Origin of the sequence: Rhodopseudomonas sp. BR0G17, from assembly GCF_010907025.1 — a bacterium.
Taxonomy (GTDB): Bacteria; Pseudomonadota; Alphaproteobacteria; order Rhizobiales; family Xanthobacteraceae; genus Rhodopseudomonas; species Rhodopseudomonas palustris_H.
Genome location: NZ_QUML01000001.1, coordinates 153377 through 173785, shown reverse-complemented (window position 1 = coordinate 173785; position 20409 = coordinate 153377). Strand labels below are relative to the sequence as shown.

At 63.2% G+C, this 20409-nt stretch carries 26 protein-coding genes; 20 read left to right on the top strand and 6 right to left on the bottom strand.

Translation table 11 applies throughout. The annotated features are described in order from the left end of the window. The first annotated feature begins 153 nt into the window (after window positions 1-153). Genes DY467_RS00855 through DY467_RS00840 form a run of 4 tightly spaced genes read left to right on the top strand, consistent with a single transcriptional unit; the run spans window position 154 to window position 1653 of the window. On the top strand, window positions 154-381 hold the full coding sequence (locus tag DY467_RS00855) for a hypothetical protein (RefSeq protein WP_107344644.1): 228 nt from the start codon (window positions 154-156) through the stop codon (window positions 379-381). 15 nt (window positions 382-396) lie between these two features. After that, on the top strand, window positions 397-612 hold the full coding sequence (locus DY467_RS00850) for a hypothetical protein (protein ID WP_107344645.1): 216 nt from the start codon (window positions 397-399) through the stop codon (window positions 610-612). Between the two features lie 14 nt (window positions 613-626). Next, window positions 627-1193 carry a DUF4142 domain-containing protein gene (locus DY467_RS00845; protein WP_164633671.1) on the top strand — a complete coding sequence of 189 codons (567 nt, stop codon included), beginning with the start codon at window positions 627-629 and terminating at the stop codon, window positions 1191-1193. Window positions 1194-1251: 58 nt separating this feature from the next. Then, on the top strand, window positions 1252-1653 hold the full coding sequence (locus DY467_RS00840; RefSeq protein WP_164633670.1) for a group III truncated hemoglobin: 402 nt from the start codon (window positions 1252-1254) through the stop codon (window positions 1651-1653). A gap of 194 nt (window positions 1654-1847) precedes the next feature. Here the strand turns inward: DY467_RS00840 and yghU are convergent, their stop codons facing one another. After that, window positions 1848-2720, bottom strand: coding sequence for a glutathione-dependent disulfide-bond oxidoreductase (gene yghU / locus DY467_RS00835; protein ID WP_164633669.1), 873 nt, complete (start codon window positions 2718-2720; stop codon window positions 1848-1850). Window positions 2721-2993: 273 nt separating this feature from the next. Between yghU and DY467_RS00830 the strand changes: the two genes are divergently transcribed. The 3 genes from DY467_RS00830 (at window position 2994) to DY467_RS00820 (ending at window position 5160) form a co-directional block, all read left to right on the top strand. Next, window positions 2994-3200 (top strand): hypothetical protein, encoded by a 207-nt coding sequence (locus DY467_RS00830; protein WP_164633668.1) that lies wholly within the window; start codon window positions 2994-2996, stop codon window positions 3198-3200. Between the two features lie 185 nt (window positions 3201-3385). Continuing rightward, window positions 3386-4438, top strand: a complete 1053-nt coding sequence (locus tag DY467_RS00825) for a GAF domain-containing protein (RefSeq protein ID WP_164633667.1) — start codon at window positions 3386-3388, stop codon at window positions 4436-4438. A gap of 164 nt (window positions 4439-4602) precedes the next feature. Then, the gene (locus DY467_RS00820; RefSeq protein ID WP_164633666.1) at window positions 4603-5160 is read left to right on the top strand and encodes a class I SAM-dependent methyltransferase; all 558 of its coding nucleotides are present in this window, start codon (window positions 4603-4605) and stop codon (window positions 5158-5160) included. A 109-nt stretch (window positions 5161-5269) separates the two neighbouring features. On the opposite strand, the gene DY467_RS00815 is transcribed toward DY467_RS00820, so the two are convergent. The 4 genes from DY467_RS00815 to DY467_RS00800 form a co-directional block, all read right to left on the bottom strand. Next, the gene (locus tag DY467_RS00815; protein ID WP_164633665.1) at window positions 5270-5635 is read right to left on the bottom strand and encodes a cupin domain-containing protein; all 366 of its coding nucleotides are present in this window, start codon (window positions 5633-5635) and stop codon (window positions 5270-5272) included. 154 nt (window positions 5636-5789) lie between these two features. Next, window positions 5790-6353 carry a hypothetical protein gene (locus DY467_RS00810; protein WP_164633664.1) on the bottom strand — a complete coding sequence of 188 codons (564 nt, stop codon included), beginning with the start codon at window positions 6351-6353 and terminating at the stop codon, window positions 5790-5792. A gap of 266 nt (window positions 6354-6619) precedes the next feature. Then, on the bottom strand, window positions 6620-6901 hold the full coding sequence (locus tag DY467_RS00805; RefSeq protein ID WP_164633663.1) for a type II toxin-antitoxin system RelE/ParE family toxin: 282 nt from the start codon (window positions 6899-6901) through the stop codon (window positions 6620-6622). Then, window positions 6898-7185, bottom strand: coding sequence for a hypothetical protein (locus DY467_RS00800; RefSeq protein ID WP_164633662.1), 288 nt, complete (start codon window positions 7183-7185; stop codon window positions 6898-6900). The genes DY467_RS00805 and DY467_RS00800 overlap by 4 nt, the downstream gene beginning before the upstream one ends. A gap of 347 nt (window positions 7186-7532) precedes the next feature. Between DY467_RS00800 and glyA the strand changes: the two genes are divergently transcribed. The 13 genes from glyA to DY467_RS00740 all read left to right on the top strand — a co-directional run bounded on the left by glyA (window position 7533) and on the right by DY467_RS00740 (window position 19760). After that, entirely contained in the window at window positions 7533-8831 is a 1299-nt protein-coding gene (gene glyA / locus DY467_RS00795) for a serine hydroxymethyltransferase (RefSeq protein ID WP_107344654.1), read from the top strand. A gap of 102 nt (window positions 8832-8933) precedes the next feature. Next, on the top strand, window positions 8934-9416 hold the full coding sequence (gene nrdR / locus DY467_RS00790) for a transcriptional regulator NrdR (protein ID WP_107344655.1): 483 nt from the start codon (window positions 8934-8936) through the stop codon (window positions 9414-9416). Then, entirely contained in the window at window positions 9413-10582 is a 1170-nt protein-coding gene (ribD, locus tag DY467_RS00785) for a bifunctional diaminohydroxyphosphoribosylaminopyrimidine deaminase/5-amino-6-(5-phosphoribosylamino)uracil reductase RibD (protein ID WP_164633661.1), read from the top strand. The genes nrdR and ribD overlap by 4 nt, the downstream gene beginning before the upstream one ends. Before the next feature lie 10 nt (window positions 10583-10592). Further along, window positions 10593-11201, top strand: a complete 609-nt coding sequence (locus DY467_RS00780) for a riboflavin synthase (protein ID WP_107344657.1) — start codon at window positions 10593-10595, stop codon at window positions 11199-11201. Between the two features lie 213 nt (window positions 11202-11414). Continuing rightward, window positions 11415-11906 carry a 6,7-dimethyl-8-ribityllumazine synthase gene (gene ribH / locus DY467_RS00775; RefSeq protein WP_011158279.1) on the top strand — a complete coding sequence of 164 codons (492 nt, stop codon included), beginning with the start codon at window positions 11415-11417 and terminating at the stop codon, window positions 11904-11906. 5 nt (window positions 11907-11911) lie between these two features. Next, window positions 11912-12418 (top strand): transcription antitermination factor NusB, encoded by a 507-nt coding sequence (nusB, locus tag DY467_RS00770; RefSeq protein WP_107346599.1) that lies wholly within the window; start codon window positions 11912-11914, stop codon window positions 12416-12418. A gap of 92 nt (window positions 12419-12510) precedes the next feature. Then, window positions 12511-13251, top strand: coding sequence for a hypothetical protein (locus DY467_RS00765; protein WP_164633660.1), 741 nt, complete (start codon window positions 12511-12513; stop codon window positions 13249-13251). Window positions 13252-13369: 118 nt separating this feature from the next. After that, window positions 13370-14341: a thiamine-phosphate kinase gene (gene thiL, locus DY467_RS00760; RefSeq protein ID WP_164633659.1), complete on the top strand. Its 972-nt coding sequence runs from the start codon at window positions 13370-13372 to the stop codon at window positions 14339-14341. 230 nt (window positions 14342-14571) lie between these two features. Beyond that, a complete protein-coding gene (locus DY467_RS00755; RefSeq protein ID WP_107344660.1) occupies window positions 14572-16692 on the top strand; it encodes a sodium-translocating pyrophosphatase in 2121 nt (706 codons plus the stop codon). Window positions 16693-17597: 905 nt separating this feature from the next. Continuing rightward, window positions 17598-17840, top strand: a complete 243-nt coding sequence (locus tag DY467_RS00750; protein ID WP_199852141.1) for a DUF2171 domain-containing protein — start codon at window positions 17598-17600, stop codon at window positions 17838-17840. Between the two features lie 226 nt (window positions 17841-18066). Beyond that, complete coding sequence (locus DY467_RS00745; RefSeq protein ID WP_164633658.1) at window positions 18067-18579, top strand: REP-associated tyrosine transposase; 513 nt, start codon at window positions 18067-18069, stop codon at window positions 18577-18579. 123 nt (window positions 18580-18702) lie between these two features. Then, entirely contained in the window at window positions 18703-18861 is a 159-nt protein-coding gene (locus tag DY467_RS26130) for a hypothetical protein (protein WP_165858132.1), read from the top strand. 35 nt (window positions 18862-18896) lie between these two features. After that, window positions 18897-19760, top strand: a complete 864-nt coding sequence (locus tag DY467_RS00740; RefSeq protein ID WP_164633657.1) for an alpha/beta fold hydrolase — start codon at window positions 18897-18899, stop codon at window positions 19758-19760. 83 nt (window positions 19761-19843) lie between these two features. On the opposite strand, the gene DY467_RS00735 is transcribed toward DY467_RS00740, so the two are convergent. Beyond that, complete coding sequence (locus DY467_RS00735) at window positions 19844-20329, bottom strand: outer membrane protein assembly factor BamE (RefSeq protein WP_107344662.1); 486 nt, start codon at window positions 20327-20329, stop codon at window positions 19844-19846. Between the last annotated feature and the right edge of the window lie 80 nt (window positions 20330-20409).

Sequence of the window (20409 nt, the reverse complement as noted above, 5' to 3'; positions counted from 1 at the left end):
AGCAGGCCCGCGCGCTGTCAGTCTCCAGACCTGTCGTCCTCGGCCTCCCGCAAGGGAGGCCGATTTGTTTTGCGCTGCCGAATTTTCGCAGGAACCTTCTGGAACCTTGGTCCGCCTCGATACTTATCCCTGCGCCAGCCGTTGGAGAGGACGATGCTGATCGAGCGAGGGCTTCGGGTGATGAACGTCGACACGATCGGAAAGGCCTACGATATCGCGGCGAACTATCTGCGTCGCACCGGCGCGATCCCCGACACCACGGCGACCCACGACGGCCTGCTCGAATTGATCGTGCAGATGTTCCAGCGCGGCGAGACCCATCCGATCCGTCTCGCCAACAAGGCGATCTCCAACTTCGAGTCCGCGAAGATTGCGGCCTGACAACAAGGGGACGATATGCAACGCGCCATTGACCGCGTGATCCAGACCTATGGGCTGCTGACCAACCAGGAAGCGGCCGAGAATGCCAAAGCCAAAGTCGAGAGCTATATCCGCACGCTGGTCGAGGCGGGCGAGACCGACGACAACCGCCTGACGGTGTGCGGTTTGGTCTATTTACGCGAGCTTGACGGCAGCAATGATCCGGTGAAAGCTGGCTACACGGGGTTGTAGCAGGCGGTGCACGGATGATGATGCGGCTGATCGCGGGACTGGTTGCGATCCTGCCGGCCATCGTCATTTTTGTCGGCGTCATCGCCAGCGCGGAAACGCCCCGACAACATGCCCTGGTTGAAGCGCTCGGAATCAAGCAGGTGTTCGGCTGGCCGCCGAACGCCGCCGACGTGTTGCGCTATTTGCACCAGTTCAACATGTTTCAGACCCAGGCAGCGGGGCTGGCGGATTCGCGCGGCGACGAGGCGCTGCGGCAGTTCGCGGCCGATCAGGCCCGGCAGGCCCGCGAGCGGGACCAGCAGGTGTTCCGGCTCAACACCTTCACGCTGCTGTCGATCGATTTTCCCGACCATTCCAACGTGATCCTCAGCAACGAGCTGGCGGGCCTGCGCGGCGCCGTCGGCGAGCGGTTCATGGCCGATTTCCATGCCAAGCAGGTCAAGGAATTCCGCCGCATGATCGCGCTGATGCGGCGGTTTCTGCTGCATCCGGACAACGACCTGATCCGCCGCTTCGCAATCCAGCAGCTGCCGCTGCTGGAACGCGATCTAGCGATCCTGGAAGGGCAGGCGACGAGTTGATCGCTTCTCGAAGGCTGGCCGGCTTGAGCCCCGCCGCCGGGTGGCCTACATCGTCGTCATGAGCCTTGCCCATTTGGACATTCTGACCGACGACCAGATCGCCCAGCTGGTGCGAACCTTCTATGGCCGCGCCCGGGAGGACGAGGTGATCGGGCCGATCTTCGACCGCGCTGTCCACGACTGGGATCACCACATCGCCCAGATCACCGATTTCTGGTCGTCGATGCTGCTGAAGACCGGGCGCTATGGCGGCCGGCCGATGCGGCCGCATCTGATGCTCAACCTCGCGCCGGAGCATTTCGACCGCTGGCTGAAGCTGTTCGAAGCGACCGCAACCGAGCTGTTCACCCCGGAGGTGGCGGCCGAGTTCATCATCCGCGCCCGCCGCATCGCCGACAGCTTCGAGATGGGCATCGCCACGACCCAAGGCAAAGTCGCGACGCCCAGGCACAGCGTGTAGTTCGGCACAGCCGGCCGACCCGTTTGCCCCGTCATTCCGGGGCGCTCCCGTCAGGGAGCGAACCCGGAATCCCGAGCTTATGGAAACGCTCGCCTGACTAATCTCGAGATTCCGGGTTCGCGAACTGCGTTTGCGCCCCGGAATGACGTGACGGAGGAGAGGGCGCTGACGCGATCCCGTCTGAACTCTCCCGATTATTTAGCCTCGAGCTTATCCTGCGTCTTCGTCTCGAAGTCGCTGGCGTCGTGGCGTTCGTGGAGTTGGGTGGAGAGGTCGCCGCTGATGCGATTGACCATGCGGCCGCGCTTCACCGCGGGGCGGGCGCCGATCGCCTTGGTCCAGCGCTGCACGTTCTTGTAGCTCGCCACATCCAGGAAGGTGGCGCTGTCGCCGTACAGCACGCCGTTGGCGAGGCCACCGTACCACGGCCACACGGCGATGTCGGCGATCGAGTATTCGGCACCGGACAGATACTCGGTCTCGGCGAGCCGGCGGTCGAGCACGTCCATCTGCCGCTTCACTTCCATCGCAAAGCGGTTGATCGGGTACTCCCACTTCTCCGGCGCATAGGCATAGAAATGGCCGAAGCCGCCGCCGAGATACGGCGCCGAGCCCATCTGCCAGAACAGCCAGTTCAGGCATTCGGTGCGGCCGGCCGGATCCTTCGGAATGAATTCGCCGAACTTCTCGGCGAGGTACAGCAGGATCGAGCCCGATTCGAACACGCGCTGCGGCGGGTTCATCGAGCGGTCGAGCAGGGCCGGGATCTTCGAGTTCGGATTGACCTCAACGAAGCCCGACGAGAACTGGTCGCCGTCGCCGATCTTGATCAGCCAAGCGTCGTATTCTGCGCCGCTATGGCCGCGCGCCAGCAGCTCCTCGAGCAGGATCGTCACCTTCTGGCCGTTCGGGGTCGCCAGCGAATACAGCTGCAGCGGGTGCTTGCCGACCGGCAGCTCCTTGTCATGGGTGGGGCCGGCGATCGGACGGTTGATCGACGCGAATTTCCCGCCGTTCTCCTTGTCCCAGGTCCAGACTTTGGGCGGCGTGTAGGGGACGTCGGTCATCAATGGGCTCCGGATTGAGGTTCGGATTGTGGTTGAGCGGGACAGCAGAGATTGGCGAGCCGCGCGCGCATTGCAAGGGGCATCACGGCAGCTTGGTCATGCCCGGCAAGCGGCTGCGACGCCCGCAGGGAGCGCCGGACGGGTGGTGAGGCCGGGCGAGGTTGCAGAGCCCCACTGTCAACCGATTTTCGCGGGGCAATGCGGATTTGATGCGGCCGCCGTCATCGCGCTGCGCTACAACGCGGGGCGACAACACAACGAACGATGGACGACATGGACAAGAAGGCGATGCGCGAAGAGGCCGAACGGCTGATGCGCGAGGCGATGGCGAACCGCAACGTGACGGTGAAGCAGGGCGACACCGTGATCATGGCCACCTGCGGCAAATGCGGCGCCCCGAATAAGGTGAAGGCCCCGAAGGGCGTCACCCGCGTGACCTACAGCTGCAAGGAATGCGGGGCGAAGCAGGAGACGCTGTGAGGACCAGCAAGGCGTCGCACGAATAGTCGAGAAAGTCGGTCGTTGGCCCGTCGCGCTGTGTGATTTTCCGCTACAAAACTCGGGTATCTAGGCTCATTCGCTCGTCCATGGGCCTCAAAAGATCGTGCCGAGTACGAGATGGCACCACAAAGTGAATTCAAGCACGCAAATATAAGGATGGTGATGTGACGAAAACCTATTACATCTCCATTGGAGACGCCTCAAACGCACAACTTCAGCAGATTGCGTCTAAGTCCAATATGAGTCCGGAGGATCTCGCAAGGTCTTATGTCCTGTCTGGCCTTCAGAACGCGAAATTTCAAGGTGTTCGGTACTTGGCTGCGTGCGTTACAACCGCAGCTATTGTGCTCATCGGCGTCTGGCTACTATCTGTTTCGTTGCCGTCACCCAGCATTTCTCCGACTGCGCTCGACTGGATTCGAAAGCTTATCCTCCTTTTCGCTCCGTGGCCGCTGACAATTCTCCTGGCGCTATGGATTGTTGCCCGCTCGGAAACATCCTTTCCACTGCTGCTCGGACTATTTGGGACGCTACGTAAGATCAAGCTCTTTGGGGCAGAGATCGAACTCAACGAGCAAACCAAGCAAAGAATTCAAAGTGCTGCCAATGAGATAGAGCTAGCGCTCCGCGAGTACAAAGCGCGCGCCGATAAGGAGATCGCACGGATCGTTGCTCGGTATCAGATCGAGCAAGCACTCTCAAACTTCATCGATAGCGCGTCTGTAAGGCAGCTGACACCAGAACGGGACTCAAGCTTCCGTTGCACAATTCATATTCCCGACCCCATTCGCGATGGTCGACTCTACCAACTCGTTGACTATTGCCCCTCCGGGCAGGGGAAGGGGCGAGAATTCTCAGTGCGCTTTGGTATCATCGGGAAAGTCTGGCGAACTGAAAACGCGATGCTGGAGAACGATCTGCTTCATCTAGATGGTGAAAGGACACATGAAAAGGAGATGGACAAAATCATGAGTGATTGGGGGATGGATAGAAGAGAGGCTGAAGGTGCTCTAAAGCACCGAGCCTATTTTTGCTTCCCGCTTATTCATGAACATCGGAAGGTGGGCCTCCTATACATGGACGCCAAGAAGCAAAACTCGTTCAATAGACAGAAGGAGGATGAAGTAATTTCTGCTGCTCAGAAAGCGTTGGGGAGCTTGGTTGCGAGAGTTCTCGACGAATCTGCCACGGTCTCTCTGAATGTTGAGCTGACTTAGAAATGCGTCATGCTCCTCCGCTCGCTCCACTTAAACTCGACACGTATAGCCGTGTAGCATCAGAGTATTACGACGCGCAACTTCATCCAACTTGTCGCAATTTTAGGGATGCAAGTAAGTCTTTCCTGCGGAAAGCGCTGGCAGACGTTGCGCGAGGAGGGTGGATGGTCGAAGTGGGGGCTGGAGATTCGCTTGTTTGTGAACTTGGGCATACGGCCTTTGGAAAGCTTGTGTTGCTCGACAAGTCAGATTCCATGTTGTCCTACTCGGCGAAGTATCGGCATTTGGCTAGTTTGGTGGTAGGTGATGCGCTAGCTCTGCCATTTCTGAACAATAGCATCTCTGTGATGGTTGCGTCACTAGCGGACCCATTCAATGTGCCGGAGTTCTGGAGCGAGGTGCGGCGCGCTCTTAGGGTCGGTGGTTGGTGTATTTTTACATCGCCTTCATATGAATGGGCGCGCTCATTTAGACTAGAATCTACTGACGAATTTCAGGGGGCGGCACTATTTCAGCTCAGAAGCGGTGAAAGGGTACATCTTCCCTCACTGGTTTGGCCTGAAGATGCGCAGGTCGAGATGATCCGTCGAGCCGGCCTCACGGTAGTGTCAACAAACGCCGTCGGGATTGATGCTTTGCCAACACCTCTCTCTCCAAAAATCTTGGGCTGCAAAATTGTAGTGACCGGGTTCGTCATCAAGAATACGGGGCGGCCTGCTTGAGCTAACCGATGAGTAGGCGTTAGAGCGAGCGCAGATTCGGAACGTCCCTCACTCATGCGGTCTATCAAAGAAACGAATCTGAGCGCGCCATTTCCTTGGCCCAAGCCTCTCATATCTTCACCCCCTGCGGCGCCGTGAAGGTGTCGTCGAGGACGTTGCCGGTGTTGCGAACTTCGGCGGGCTCAAAGATCATCACTTCGGCTTCTTCATCGGCGGCGGTGCGGTGCTCGATGCCGCGCGGGACGACGATGTAGTCGCCTGGGCCCATCTCGACGACATGGTCACGAAACTCGACGCGGAAGCGGCCCTTCCAAACCAGGAACATCTCCTCGCAATCCTCGTGCAGGTGCCATGGAAACACGCCCTGGACCTTGACGACTTTCAGCTCCTGGCCGTTGAGGCTGGCGATGACCTTCGGGCGCCAATGCTCGGAGAACGCCGAGAATTTGTTGGCGATCGTGCCTTGCTGGATCATTCGGCGGCTCCTTGTTGCTGAGGCATTGATAGCGGGCGGCCGCATCGCGCAGGATGCGGTCTGCGCGCGCCGGCTTGCTGCAACATAACAGAGCGGGAGGAGCCAGCGATCAAGCCCGCTTCCCTTCGCTGAGGTAGGCTGCAATGCTGGATCGCTAGGCGCTCGCGTACGCCGCCTCACTGCGGCGCTTCAGGCCGGCGAGGATGCGGCGGCGGATCAGGCCGCTGAACGGACGGACGGCGTACCAGTAGGGCAGCAGCTTCAAGCGCGCGTCGCGATCGGGGCAGAACGCGCGGGTCTCGGTCGTCAGGCGAATGCGGCCGTCGCCTTGCGGAGCAATCGCGAAGTTGAGTCCGAGCTTGACGAAGCCGCTGCGCTGAAATGCGACGAACGCTGCGCCATCCGCAATGCGGACGAGGCCGAAATCGGGTCGCCAGAATTGGCCCACCAATCCGAACACCACCTCCTGGTCGTCGTGTTCGAGCAGCGTGAAGTCGTCGATGCCGAACACTTTTGGTGTGGTCTGCCCGACGCTGCCGAATAGGCGCGCGGTACGCATAGGTAATTCGCGCAACGAGATCATCAGGCGGAAGAACGGATCATCTTCCGGCCGGAAGCTGAGAATTGCGTCGAGCACCTTGTCGCCCGGCGCGTCGACCTGGATGGCATGGCGCTCGTTGAAGCTGAACGCCGGAACGAATTTTTCAATCAGCGCCATTGAATGGCTCAGGGCTTTTTCGCGGTCAGTATGGGCGAGTGGGGGCGAGGACGACGAGGGGAGGCGTGGTCCCCTTGCGCTGCTAGCGAGGTCCCGTCAAACGCAAAATTCGGCGATCAGCTCCGCCGGAGTGACAGGCTTTTGACTCGTGCCCCGCCCCCTACGGCAAGGGGGAGTGGAATTGGACAGGACATGCCGGTTTGTTTGTCACTAGGCCGAGCTCAGCGATGCCACCATCAACTCTGCGTCATGCTAACGCCAACCGCTCATGTCCGTGCCTCGCGACCGTGCCAAACCCGCAGGACGAGAAGATCGCCGTTGTCGCCCAAAACGTAGCGCAGGACATAACAGGCCGATCCGAACGGAACGACAATTTGGCGAATACTGACGTCGTCGGTCTGACGACCGAGATTCGGAAAGTCTTCGAGGCGCTGAAGGGCAGCAAAGACTGTGGCGATAGCGCGTTTGGCAGCGTCAGGGCTGTTCGCATCGAGGAAGTCACGCACCCGCGCTAAATCGTCGACGGCTTCCGGTGCGAACCGGATCATCCCACCGGCCGCGCCGATGGCTGTGGCAACTCGCTATCGGTGCCCCAGCTTTCGACCCAGGCCCGGACTTCGGCAATCGGCACCGCTTCGCCGGTTTCCCGAAACCGGTCGAGACGCCGACGATCTTCCGCAACATCCGGGATTTCGATCTCGCCCACTGAGTCGAGCAGCGCGAGTGCTTTGGCGAGCACCGCTGCTTCGTCCTGACCTCGCTCGGCCGCAAGCGCCTTCAGGCGCTCGTCGGTCGCCGAGTCGAGATCGAAGGTGCGGCGGATCAGGTTCATGGCGAAAAGCTAAGTCCGATGGGTGGCGCTGTCGAGGGCAGGGCGGGCCTAACCTGGCATAAGACGAGGCTCGTCGAAGGCCACGGCTCCCTCCGCAAAGGGAAAAGGGAGCTGGCAGAACCGCCGGTCGGCACAAAACCAGGAGTTTCCAGGCAGTTTGGCTGCCCCTTCTGCAACTCTGTCGCAGCCACCATATCTGGGCGGGGCTGAGGCCGGATGCCGCAATGCATGGTTCAGATCCTTGGCCGGCGGGGCCGGATGTGCTATGCGGCAGCCGCCGCTTCCGAACCGCTATCCCGTAACCGCTCGCACCCGATGAACCGGCTGCGACGGTGGAGACTTTTCCCATGAGCACAGCCAATCCCGCGTCCGCGCCCGACAGCTTCTTCTCCGCCTCGCTGGAGCAGGCCGATCCCGAGATCGCCGCTGCGATCCGCGGCGAACTCGGCCGCCAGCGCCACGAGGTCGAGCTGATCGCCTCCGAGAACATCGTCAGCCGCGCGGTGCTGGAAGCGCAGGGCTCGGTGATGACCAACAAGTACGCGGAAGGCTATCCGGGCAACCGCTATTACGGCGGCTGCGAATTCGTCGACGTCGCCGAGAACCTCGCCATCGACCGAGCCAAGAAGCTGTTCGGCGCCAACTTCGCCAACGTCCAGCCGAACTCCGGCAGCCAGATGAACCAGGCGGTGTTCCTGGCGCTGCTGCAGCCCGGCGATACCTTCATGGGCCTCGATCTCGCCGCCGGCGGCCATCTCACTCACGGCGCCCCGGTCAACATGAGCGGCAAGTGGTTCAAGCCGGTGCACTACACGGTGCGCCGCGAAGACCAGATGATCGATATGGACGCGGTCGCCAAGCTCGCCGAGGAAGCCAAGCCGAAGCTGATCATCGCCGGCGGCTCGGCCTATCCGCGCGCCTGGGACTTCAAGCGCTTCCGCGAGATCGCCGACAGCGTCGGCGCGTATTTCATGGTCGACATGGCGCACTTCGCCGGCCTGGTGGCGGGCGGCGTCCATGCCTCGCCGGTGCCGCACGCCCATGTCGTCACCACCACCACCCACAAATCGCTGCGCGGCCCGCGCGGTGGCCTGATCCTCACCAACGACGAGGCGCTGGCCAAGAAGTTCAACTCCGCGATCTTCCCCGGCCTGCAGGGCGGCCCGCTGATGCACGTGATCGCCGCCAAGGCGGTGGCGTTCAAGGAAGCGCTGCAGCCCGACTTCAAGGTCTACACGAAGAACGTCGTCGAAAACGCCAAGGCGCTTGCGGAAACGCTGCGCTCGGCCGGCTTCGATCTGGTTTCGGGCGGCACCGACAACCATCTCATGCTGGTGGACCTGCGGCCGAAGGGGCTGAAGGGCAACGTGTCGGAGAAGGCGCTGGTCCGCGCCGGCATCACCTGCAACAAGAACGGTATCCCGTTCGACCCGGAGAAGCCGTTCGTAACCTCGGGCCTGCGCCTCGGCACCCCGGCGGCGACCACTCGCGGATTCGGCGTCGCCGAGTTCCAGCAGGTTGGCCACTTGATCGCCGAAGTGCTGAACGCCATTGCACAATCGCCGGACGGCAGCGCGCCTCTGGTGGAAGCTTCGGTGAAGCAGCGGGTGAAGGAATTGACCGACCGCTTCCCGATTTATCAGTAACGATCAACGGCCCGTCATGCCCGGGCTTGACCCGGGCATCCATCTTCTTCGCAAGATGATGGATTGCCGGGTCAAGCCCGGCAACGACGTAGGGAACGAGCGATGCGCTGCCCGAACTGCAACAGCCTCGATACCCAGGTGAAGGATAGCCGGCCGACCGAGGATTCCTCGGTGATCCGGCGTCGGCGGGTGTGCATCGCCTGCAACTTCCGCTTCACCACCTTCGAGCGGGTGCAGCTGCGCGAGCTGATCGTGATCAAGCGCAACGGCCGCCGGGTGCCGTTCGACCGCGACAAGCTGGTGCGTTCGGTGCAGATCAGTTTGCGCAAGCGGCCGGTGGATCCGGAGCGGGTGGAGCAGATGGTATCGGCGATCGTGCGCGAGCTGGAAAGCGGCGGCGAGGCCGAGATCTCGTCGGAGACGATCGGCGAGAGCGTGATGGATCACCTGCGCAAGCTCGACGACGTCGCCTATGTCCGCTTCGCTTCGGTGTACCGCAATTTCCGCGAGGCCAAGGATTTCGAGGCCGTGCTCGGCGAACTCTCTCACGAAGACGAGGCGAGGGCGGCGCTGGTCCGCAAATGATCTTCCGCATCCTGGAGGAGCAGATCGGCCAGAAGCTCGCCGCCGAAAAGGCGGCCAAAGCCGGCGATTCCGCCGACCGTCGGTTCATGCAATTGGCGCTGGCGCTCGGCCGGCGCGGCCAGGGGCGCACCGCGCCCAACCCCGCGGTCGGCGCGGTGCTGGTGAAGGACGGCGTGATCGTCGGCCGGGGCTGGACCCAGGATGGCGGCCGTCCGCATGCCGAGGTCGAAGCGCTGCGCCGGGCCGGTGAGGCCGCCCGCGGTGCCACACTTTACGTGACTCTGGAGCCCTGCTCGCATCACGGCCGCACCCCGCCTTGCGCCGATGCGGTGATCGCCGCCGGCATTACGCGGGTGGTCTCGGCGATCGAAGACCCCAATCCGCTGGTTGCCGGCCAGGGCCATGCGCGGCTGCGCGCCGCTGGGATCGCAGTCGAGATCGGCGTCTGCGCCGAGGAGGCTGCGCGCGACCACGCCGGCCACATTCGCCGCATCCGCGACCGTCGCCCGCAGGTGACGCTGAAGCTCGCGGTTTCGGCAGACGGCAAGATCGCCGCCGCCGGCCACAAGCCCGTCGCGATCACCGGCGAGGCGGCGAACGCCCGTACCCATCTGCTGCGCGCCCGTTCCGACGCGGTGCTGGTCGGGATCGGCACCGTGCTGGCCGACGATCCGGAACTGACCTGCCGGCTGCCTGGCATGGCGGCGCAGTCGCCGATCCGCGTGGTGCTCGACCGGAGCTTGCGCATTCCCGCCGCGAGCAAGCTGCTGCATTCCGCCCGCACCACGCCGCTGTGGCTGATGGCCTCCGAAACCGTCGAGGCTGCTACTGCCGCGCGGCTCGGTGCGGCCGGTGCCGAGGTGATCCACGTCGTCGATTGCGCCGACACCCCGGGCCTCGACCTGCCGGCCGTGCTGCACGCGCTGGCCGACAAGGGCGTGACGCGCCTTCTGGTCGAAGGCGGCGCCCGCGTCGCGGCCTCGCTGGTCGCCGGCGAACTGGCCGATGAAATCTGGCTGTGGCGCAGCGACAATCCGATCGGCGCCGACGGCATCGACGCACTGCACAGCCTGCCGCTGACAGCGATCACCGACTCACCGCACTGGCGTGTCCGCAGCACCGAGCGCGTCGGCGCTGATACGCTCACCATTTACGATTCGAACTAGAAGGCACTCCATGTTCACCGGCATCGTCACCGACATCGGCGAGATCGAGACCGTCAAGCCGGTCGCGCAGGGCCAGTTGCACCGGCTGCGGATCCGCTGCGCCTACGACCAGTCGACCATCGCCGACGGCGCCTCGATCGCCTCGAACGGCATCTGCATGACCGTGGTCGGCTCCGGCACCGAGGGCGGCAAGACCTGGTACGAGGTCGACGCCGGTGCCGAGACGCTGGCCAAGACCACGGCGAAAGCCTGGACCGCGGGCACCCGGCTCAACCTCGAGCGCGCGCTGAAGATCGGCGACGAGCTCGGCGGCCACATCGTCACCGGCCATGTCGACGGCATCGCGAAGGTGGTGGCGCGCGAGGAGCTGCCGGACATGGCCCGCTTCACGCTGGAAACCAGCCGCGAGCTGGCGCGGTTCATCGCGCCGAAGGGCTCAGTGACGCTCGACGGCACCTCGCTGACGGTGAACACCGTCGAGGACACCAAATTCTCGGTGCTGATCATCCCGCACACGCTGTCGGCGACGATTCTGAACGGCTGGCAGGTCGGCAGCGAGGTCAATATCGAGGTCGACCTGATGGCCCGCTATGCCGCGCGCCTGAGCGAGATGAAATAGGCGGCAGCCCGCCGAAGGACGTCATGCGCGGGCTTGGCTTTGCGCCGGCCTCCGCCTACAACCCGCAGGCCCTCATGGTGAGGAGGCGCGAAGCGCCGTCTCGAACATGAGCTTCGCGGCGCTCATCCTTCGAGACGCGGCCAATGGGCCGCTCCTCAGGATGAGGTCCGCACTGGCCGAGATGCAGACAACCGACCGAAGAAGAAGCGACACATGGCAGACGCGCGGCGCGCACCCCTGAAAGACCAGACCGACGTTTCGGGCGCGCGCGTCCTGATCGTCGAGGCGCGGTTTTATGACGACATCCAGGACGCGCTGCTGGAAGGCGCGGTCGCCGAGCTGAAGGCCGCCGGCGCCACCCACGACGTGCTGACCGTGCCGGGCGCGCTGGAGATCCCGGCCGCGGTCGCAATCGCGATCGACTCCGCCGAAGCCGCCGGCAAGCCGTACGACGCGGCGATCGCACTCGGCTGCGTGGTCCGCGGCGAGACCATTCATTTCGAGATCGTGTCGATGGAGTCGGCCCGCGCGCTGATGGATCTCAGCGTCGCGCGCAAATTCCCGCTCGGCAACGGCATCATCACCGTCAACACTGACGAGCAGGCCTGGGCACGAGCCAAGCCCGGCGACCTCAACAAGGGCGGCGACGCCGCGCGCGCCGCGCTGGCGATGCTGCGGATCAAGCGCCGGCTGGCGAAGGCCTGATGCAGATGGCCGAGATCAACAAACCCGCGTTCAAGAAACCGGTGCCGAAAGGCGAGCGCAAGGCCAACCGCCGCGGTGCGGCGCGGCTCGCGGCGGTGCAGGCGCTGTACCAGATGGACATCGGCGGCGCCGGCATCAACGAGACCTTCGCCGAGTTCGAGAGTTTCTGGATCGGCAACGAGGTCGAGGGCGAGCAGTATCTGCCGGCCGAAGCCGCGTTCTTCCGCGACATCGTCGCCGGCGTGGTGCGCGATCAGAAGCAGATCGATCCCCTGATCGACGATCTGCTCGCCAAGGGCTGGCCGCTGGCGCGGATCGACGCGATCCTGCGCGCGGTGATGCGGGCAGGGGCCTACGAGCTCGAACACCGCAAGGACATCCCGGCGCGGGTCGTCGTCTCCGAATACGTCGACGTCGCCCACGCCTTCGTCGAGAAGGACGAGACCGGCATGGTCAACGCCGTGCTCGACCAGATCGCGCGGCGGTTCCGCGAAGACGAGTTTACGAAGTAACGCGTTGTGACGTGTTAAATTCGATGGACCGGGCAGGGCAAGTTGCAACGAATTTGAGTTATCAGACCCCGCAATGATGCCGGGGCCTGGTCATGGGACCTTTTCGCCACTTCTGGATTGTTCTGCTCGGCCTTTTTGCATTCGTCGCTGCCGTCGCGTGGATCGTTGTCAGCCCGCCAGGGCCGCGACCGCCTGACATCAATTTCCTTGCCTCGGATGCACACTTCGCCGTCGCGGGGCAGCATATCGTCGTTCCAATCGTCGCCCTGCGAGGGCCGGACCACGTTTTCGATCTCGGCGGCCGGCAAACCCGAAGCTTCGCGGACCAGATCTGGCAGGCCGCCCGCAATCCGGGCAAACCGATGCCGATGGATCACGTCGAATTCCTGATCCACGAGTACCGCTACACCGGCGAGCACCTCGCCTCGGTGGGCATCTGCCCGCGGCTGACGCGGCGTTGGTCGCAGGCGCTCTGCCGCGGCGAACATAAGGGGCTTTTGCGACGTTTGCCTGAGCGGTTCAATCTGTTCGACCGCAGCAAACTCGACCTTTTGAAAAGCTACGGCACGGTCGGAGGAGAGCAACAGTACGACCAGATCAGAAACATGGTCTATCCCGACAGAGTCGGCATGGGCTGTGATCGCACGACCAAATTTTGTACGGCTGTGATCGAAGCCCAACCAGGCGTGGTCGCTGTTTGGACGGTGTGGACCCACGAGCAAACCGGCACCACCCCGCAGCAGATGGCGGATGCTCAGGGCCCTGCCATCGTGCAGTTCGTCAGGCGCGCGATCGGCGAGGTCGAAGATCCGACCCTGCTAGATGCCGAGTGAGCGGTAAGGTTGAGAGCGGCTGAACCGTCGGCTCTGCCGACTTGCGCGCGGCGGCTTTCTGGCCTCTCAGTGCGCGCGGGATTTGGCCGGGTACAAAACCGGCCGCGGGAAGCAAACCATGGCCTCCGGTGAAGACGATCTGATCGCGCGATACTTCAAGCCTCTGGCGACCGATCCGGGGGCGCGGGGGCTGGTGGATGACGCCGCTGTCTTGGCTGCCACGGGCAGCGATCTGGTGCTGACCACGGACGCGATCGTCGAAAGCGTGCATTACCTGCCGGGCGACCCGCCCGCCGCGATCGCCCGCAAGGCCCTGCGGGTGAACCTGTCGGATCTAGCCGCCAAGGGCGCCGAGCCGGCCGGCTTCCTGCTGACCCTGGCGCTGCGCCAGGCCGACGAGGGCTTTCTCGCCCCGTTCGCCGCCGCGCTTGGCGAGGATGCGGCGACGTTCCGCTGCCCGCTGCTTGGCGGCGACACGGTCTCGACTCCCGGCCCGATGATGATCTCGGTGACTGTGCTTGGCCGGGTGCCGCCGGGCCGGATGGTGGCGCGCGACGCGTTGCGCCCCGGCGACGCCATCGTCGTCACCGGCACGATCGGTGATGCGGCGCTCGGGCTCGACCTGTTGCAGGGCCGGGCGGTTGCTGCGAGCGACGAAGACCGCGCCTTCCTGATCGACCGCTACCGGGTGCCGCAGCCGCGCTCGGCGCTGGCCGAGGCCGTGCGCGATTATGCCGGCGCGGCGATGGACATCTCCGACGGGCTCGCCGGTGATCTCGCCAAGATGTGCGCCGCTTCCGGCGTCACCGCGACTCTCGACGCGACCGCCGTGCCGTTGTCGGAGGCTGCGCGTGCGATCGCGGGAACCGATGAGTCGAAGCTGGCGCGATTACTCAGCGGCGGTGATGACTACGAACTGCTTTGCGGCGTTGCACAAATCAATCTCGATCAGTTCCTTGCTGCGGCGCAGCGGAGCCATGTGCAGGTGACAGTCATCGGCGTTGCCGAAGACGGAACCACGCCGCCGCAATGGCTCGGCGCGGGCGGCCCTGAAATCCCGCTGAAGATGCTGTCTTTCAGTCATTTCTGATGCTTAGTCACTGGTATTCCGACGCGAAGAAGTTCGCTGGAATACTCCGAAGGTCAGCGGAAAAGCCCAGCTTAGTCCCTTCGCAGCGATTGCGGAGCACCTGTGATTTTGGCAAGGTTCGCCGCGATTTGAGGCTGCCCCGCAAAAGAGGGCACGCCATCTTGTTGCGCGCCCGCGCCGCTCCCGCGGCGCAGGCACGGGGGTGAAACTCGGGACTGAGGCAATCAGGTATGACAGCTCTATGGGTGATCGTGCTCTGCGGAGCGCTATCGATCGTATACGCCATCTGGGCGACCTCGTCGGTGCTCGCTGCCGACCAGGGCAACGCGCGGATGCAGGAAATCGCGGGCGCGGTGCGTGAAGGCGCGCAGGCCTATCTGAAGCGCCAATACATGACCATCGCCATCGTCGGCGTGGTGATCTTCGCGCTGCTCGCTTACTTCCTCGGCATCCTCGTGGCGATCGGCTTCGCGATCGGCGCGATCCTGTCCGGCGCGGCCGGCTTCATCGGCATGAACGTGTCGGTGCGCGCCAACGTCCGCACCGCACAGGCGGCCACCACCTCGCTCGCCGGCGGCCTCGAGCTCGCCTTCAAAGCGGGCGCGATCACCGGCCTGCTGGTCGCCGGTCTCGCGCTGCTGGGCGTCACCCTCTACTTCATCTACCTGATCCACTTCGCCGGTCTGCAGGCCAACAGCCGCACCGTGGTCGACGCGCTGGTCGCCCTCGGCTTCGGCGCCTCGCTGATCTCGATCTTCGCCCGTCTCGGCGGCGGCATCTTCACCAAGGGTGCCGACGTCGGCGGCGATCTCGTCGGCAAGGTCGAAGCCGGCATTCCGGAAGACGATCCGCGCAACCCGGCGACGATCGCCGACAACGTTGGCGACAACGTCGGTGACTGCGCCGGCATGGCGGCCGACCTGTTCGAGACTTATGCGGTGACCGCGGTCGCCACCATGGTGCTCGCCGCGATCTTCTTCGGCAGCGCCGATCCGGCGCATCTGCAGAACGTGATGACGCTGCCGCTGGCCATCGGCGGCATCTGCATCCTGACCTCGATCGTCGGCACCTTCTTCGTCAAGCTCGGCGCTTCCCAGTCGATCATGGGCGCGCTGTACAAGGGCCTGATCGCCACCGGCGTGCTGTCGCTGATCGGCGTCGGCGTCGTCATCCACCAGTTGATCGGCTTCGGCCCGCTGCCCGGCGTGTCCTACACGGGTCTGGCGCTGTTCGAATGCGGCATCGTCGGCCTCGCGGTCACCGGCCTGATCATCTGGATCACTGAATACTACACCGGCACCGACTTCCGCCCGGTGAAGTCGATCGCCCAGGCCTCGGTCACCGGCCACGGCACCAACGTGATCCAGGGGCTCGCCATCTCGATGGAAGCGACCGCGCTGCCCGCGATCGTGATCATCGCCGGCATCCTGATCACCTACAGCCTTGCCGGTTTGTTCGGCATCGCGATCGCGACCACCACCATGCTGGCGCTGGCCGGCATGATCGTCGCGCTCGACGCCTTCGGTCCGGTCACCGACAACGCCGGCGGCATCGCCGAAATGGCCGGACTGCCGAAGGAAGTGCGCAAGTCGACCGACGCGCTCGACGCCGTCGGCAACACCACCAAGGCGGTCACCAAGGGCTACGCGATCGGCTCGGCCGGTCTCGGCGCGCTGGTGCTGTTCGCGGCCTACAATGAAGACCTCAAGTTCTTCATTGCGCAGAAGTCGCCGTACTTCGTCGGCGTTGCCCCGGACTTCTCGCTGAACAACCCGTACGTCGTGGTCGGCCTGCTGTTCGGCGGCCTGCTGCCGTACCTGTTCGGCGCGATGGGCATGACCGCAGTCGGCCGCGCCGCCGGCGCGATCGTCGAGGAAGTGCGTCGTCAGTTCCGCGAAAAGCCCGGCATCATGAAGGGCACCGACAAGCCGGACTACGGCAAGGCCGTGGACCTGCTGACCAAGGCGGCGATCAAGGAAATGATCATCCCGTCGCTGCTGCCGGTGCTGTCGCCGATCTTCGTCTACTTCGCGATCTATGCGATCGCGGGTGGCGGTGCGGCCGGCAAGTCGGCGGCGTTCTCGGCGGTCGGCGCGATGCTGCTCGGCGTCATCGTCACCGGCCTGTTTGTCGCGATCTCGATGACCTCGGGCGGCGGCGCCTGGGACAACGCCAAGAAGTACATCGAGGACGGCCACTTCGGCGGCAAGGGCTCCGACGCCCATAAGGCCGCGGTGACCGGCGACACCGTCGGCGATCCCTACAAGGACACCGCGGGTCCGGCCGTGAACCCGATGATCAAGATCACCAACATCGTCGCCCTGCTGCTGCTGGCGATCCTGGCGCACTAAGCGGCAGACCGGTTGGTCCAACACAAAGCCCCGCGGCGAAAGCCGCGGGGCTTTTGCTTTGACGTGAGCATCGTAGGATGGCGAAGGCTACTCAACACACCGACAGAATTGTTGACACGGAAACAGAGGCTTGTTGACAGTTAATCCCAAGTAGGCGCAGGCGAGTATGTCTAACACCAAAATCAGCTCGCAATTGCGAGCAACGTTTAAAGAGTGGGCTCGTAGGCTGGTTGCGAAGGATAGAGCTGCCCGCAAGTACGGGCGCTCTCAGAACACAATTGGAGAAATCGAACGTGCTCTAATTCAAGCCTATCAGTTCGGTCGCGAAGGTTTGCTGCGCCAAAAATGCGTGAAAGCGGATAGAGAACACTCCCCGGACGGAGCCGTTGACTGGATCGAGATTCCAGCGCGAGTGCGTGACCTAATGTGGACCCTAAGCGCCCACTTCATGCAAGCGGGCGCGTCCAAGTTGGAGACGGAGATCACGGTCGTCCCCGTTGATGTTGGCGGGAAGAGACGCTGGATCGACACTAGATGTCTAGATGAGGCGGATCCACATTCCTTTTCAGCCCAGGTGATCTCGCGCTCAAGGGAGCTCGGATTCCTCGAAACGATTGATGGGAGCGAAGACCTGCTTGGTCTAACTCCGAAGGGCGTCGCTACTTGCGAGGATTACTGGCGGCGCTGGCACCAGCAAGATCCGACCCTGCCTCTGATGAGCTTGAGGGCCCTATGAGTGTTTTGGACGACTCAGGTCACAGCAGTTCTGAGACTCTCCCCTAAAAGCGACAGCTTTTGCTTTGGTCAGCCCGTCCTGCAGGTTCCTAGTCGCGCTTGCTTGTCCCCGATTGAACCTATCGGAACTCGCTGCGTTACCCGTTCCCATCTTGCGGAAGGATTACGACATGAGCGGTGTGAGCGGTATCAAGGAACATATGGAAGTCATCGGCGCCGACGGCGTGCATGTCGGCACCGTCGATCGGGTTGACGGTAATCGCATCAAGCTGACCAAGAAGGACAGCGGCGAGGGCCATCACAAGGGCCACCACCACTTCATCGACGGCGGCCTGGTCGCCGAAGTTGAAGGCAACAAGGTGCGCCTGTCCGCCAACGCCGCCGTCGCGGTGTCGATGGAAGAAGAGAAGTAATCACCGCCGCTTGCAGGGACAGCTTCCAGATACCCACGCGGCGAAAGCGCCGCTGGGTTTTTGTTTCCGGGAACGTCGTAGGATGGGTTGAGCGCAGCGAAACCCATCGCTTTCTCAGTATGCTGGTCGGCGCCTCCCAATTTCGGCCGATTTTTCGGCTGCTCATTCGATGGGTTTCGCTTACGCTCAACCCATCCTACGGGCTTGGCGTGTGGGGGCGGCTTCGATGACGTCGTATCGGCGCAATTTTGTACCCGGCGGCACCTTCTTGTTTACTGTGAATTTGAACGACCGCCGGTCTGCATTGCTGACCGACCACATCGCGGAGCTTCGGGCCGCATGCCGGTATGTGCGACGACGGCATCCTTTCGCAATCGACGCGATTGTCGTGCTACCCGATCATCTCCATGCAATCTGGACGTTACCCCAAGGTGACGCCGACTATTCAACTCGGTGGCGCTTGCTTAAGTCTGCATTTTCCCGGCGACTGCCGTCGATCGAAACGATCTCGTCGAGTCGCGCCGCCAGGGCGGAGCGTGGACTGTGGCAACGTCGATTCTGGGAACATACCCTCCGTGATGAGCGCGATTTTGCGGCTCATGCCGATTACATCCATTTCAATCCCGTGAAGCACGGCTACGTTAGCCGGGTAATCGACTGGCCGTATTCGTCGTTCAGAGCGATGGTGCGCAGCGGTGTCTATCCGCGCGATTGGGGTGGGGATGGTCGAGAGATGTAGATTGATTGCGGCGAGCGATAACCGTCGGGCTGATGGGTTTCGCTGCGCTCAACCCATCCTACAAATGCCGCGTGTCTGGTACATCGATGAGCAGCAATCGTCGACACAAGAATAGGAGCCCCCATGTCACTGTCATCCGCCAAGAACTACGCGCTGCGCGCGGCCAAGTCTCAGGATCAGAAGGAAGCGATCGAATTGCTGTCGAAGGCGATTCTCGAGCTGGCGAGTTCGATCGAGACGACCGACGCCAAGATCAAGAAAATCAATAAGGACAAATCCTAGTGTAGGATCGGCCATCACAGGGCAGGGACTTGAGGATGGCGATCGAGACGGCGACGCAGGAGGCCAACGGACTGCGCTTTGCGGTCGACACCGCGGGGCAGGGCGACACCGTCGCGCTCTTGCTGCATGGATTTCCCGAGGCGCGGCAATCCTGGCATCGGCAGATCCCGTTCCTGGCTGAGCTCGGCTGGCGAGTAGTGGCGCCGGATCTGCGCGGCTATGGCGGCACGTCGCGGCCCGAGGGTAAGGCGGCGTACTCGATCGAGCACCTCACCGACGACGTCGCGGCGCTGTTTGCCGCGCTTGGCGGCAAGCGCCGCATTCTGATCGGCCACGATTGGGGCGGCGTGATCGCCTGGCAGACCGCGCTGCGCGGCAAGGTGCATCTCGACGGGCTGATCATCCTCAACGCGCCGCATCCGGATGCGTTCGCGCGTGAACTCGCCCGCGGCTGGGCGCAGCGCCGCCGTTCCTGGTACGTCGCGTTCTTCCAATTGCCGTGGCTGCCGGAATGGCTGCTGACCCGCAACGGCGGCGCGCCGCTGGTCAAGATGTTCAAGAGCCACAGCCACAAGATTTCGGCCGAACAGCTCGAGATCTATCGCCGCAACATCCTGCAGCCGGGCGCAGCGACCGCGATGCTGAACTACTATCGCGCCAACTTCTCCGGCCTTGCCGGCGGCGCCGGCAGCAATCCGGTGATCACCGTGCCGACGCTGATGGTTTGGGGCAAGGACGATCTCGCGCTCGATATCGCGCTGACCGAAGGCAACGAGCAGTTCGTCGAGGACTTCACCCTGCACAAGCTGCCGCGCGCGTCGCATTGGGTGCAGCAGGACGCACCCGATGAAGTCAACGCGACGATTGCGGAGTGGGCGCGGGGGAAGGGGCTGGCGTAGCCGGGATGGCGCTTCTGAGATGGGTTTCGCTTGCGCTCAACCCATCCTACCCATCAACACCATTGCGCTGATCTGCCTCCGCCTTAGCGGAAGCTGATCAACCGGAACAGCGGCGCCAGATAGCTCATCTCCTGACCGGAGGTCGGCGTGGTGCGGCTGATGAAGTCGAAGATCTTGCCGTCCTGCAGGCCGTAATTGGCGATACGGCGGACCTGGCGGTTCTTGTCGAAATAGATCGCGATCACGCGCTGGTCGATCACCTTCTGCGGCATGAACGCCACCGCACGCTCGGTGCGCTGGGAGATGTAGTAGAACACCTCGCCGTCCAGGGTCGCCACCGTCGACGGCGTGCCCATCACCAGCAGCACTTGATCCTGGCTGGCGCCGATCGGAATCTGCTCCAGCGCGCCATTGGGCAGAATGTAGCCCTTCTGGAATTGCTCTGACGTGCAGGCACCCATACCGGCGCCGACCAGCGTCAGCGCCACGGCCAGGCCGAGGTTGCGCGGCAGCGAAAAACGGCTTCGCAGCGCGTTGGCGCGCCCGCGTCGATCGATCGAAATACTCATCCGGGAGTTGGCCTCATCCCCTTGCATCGCGCAGGGCGTTGACGTACCGGGCAGGAACTCGGAAAGCAATCCCGAAAGGC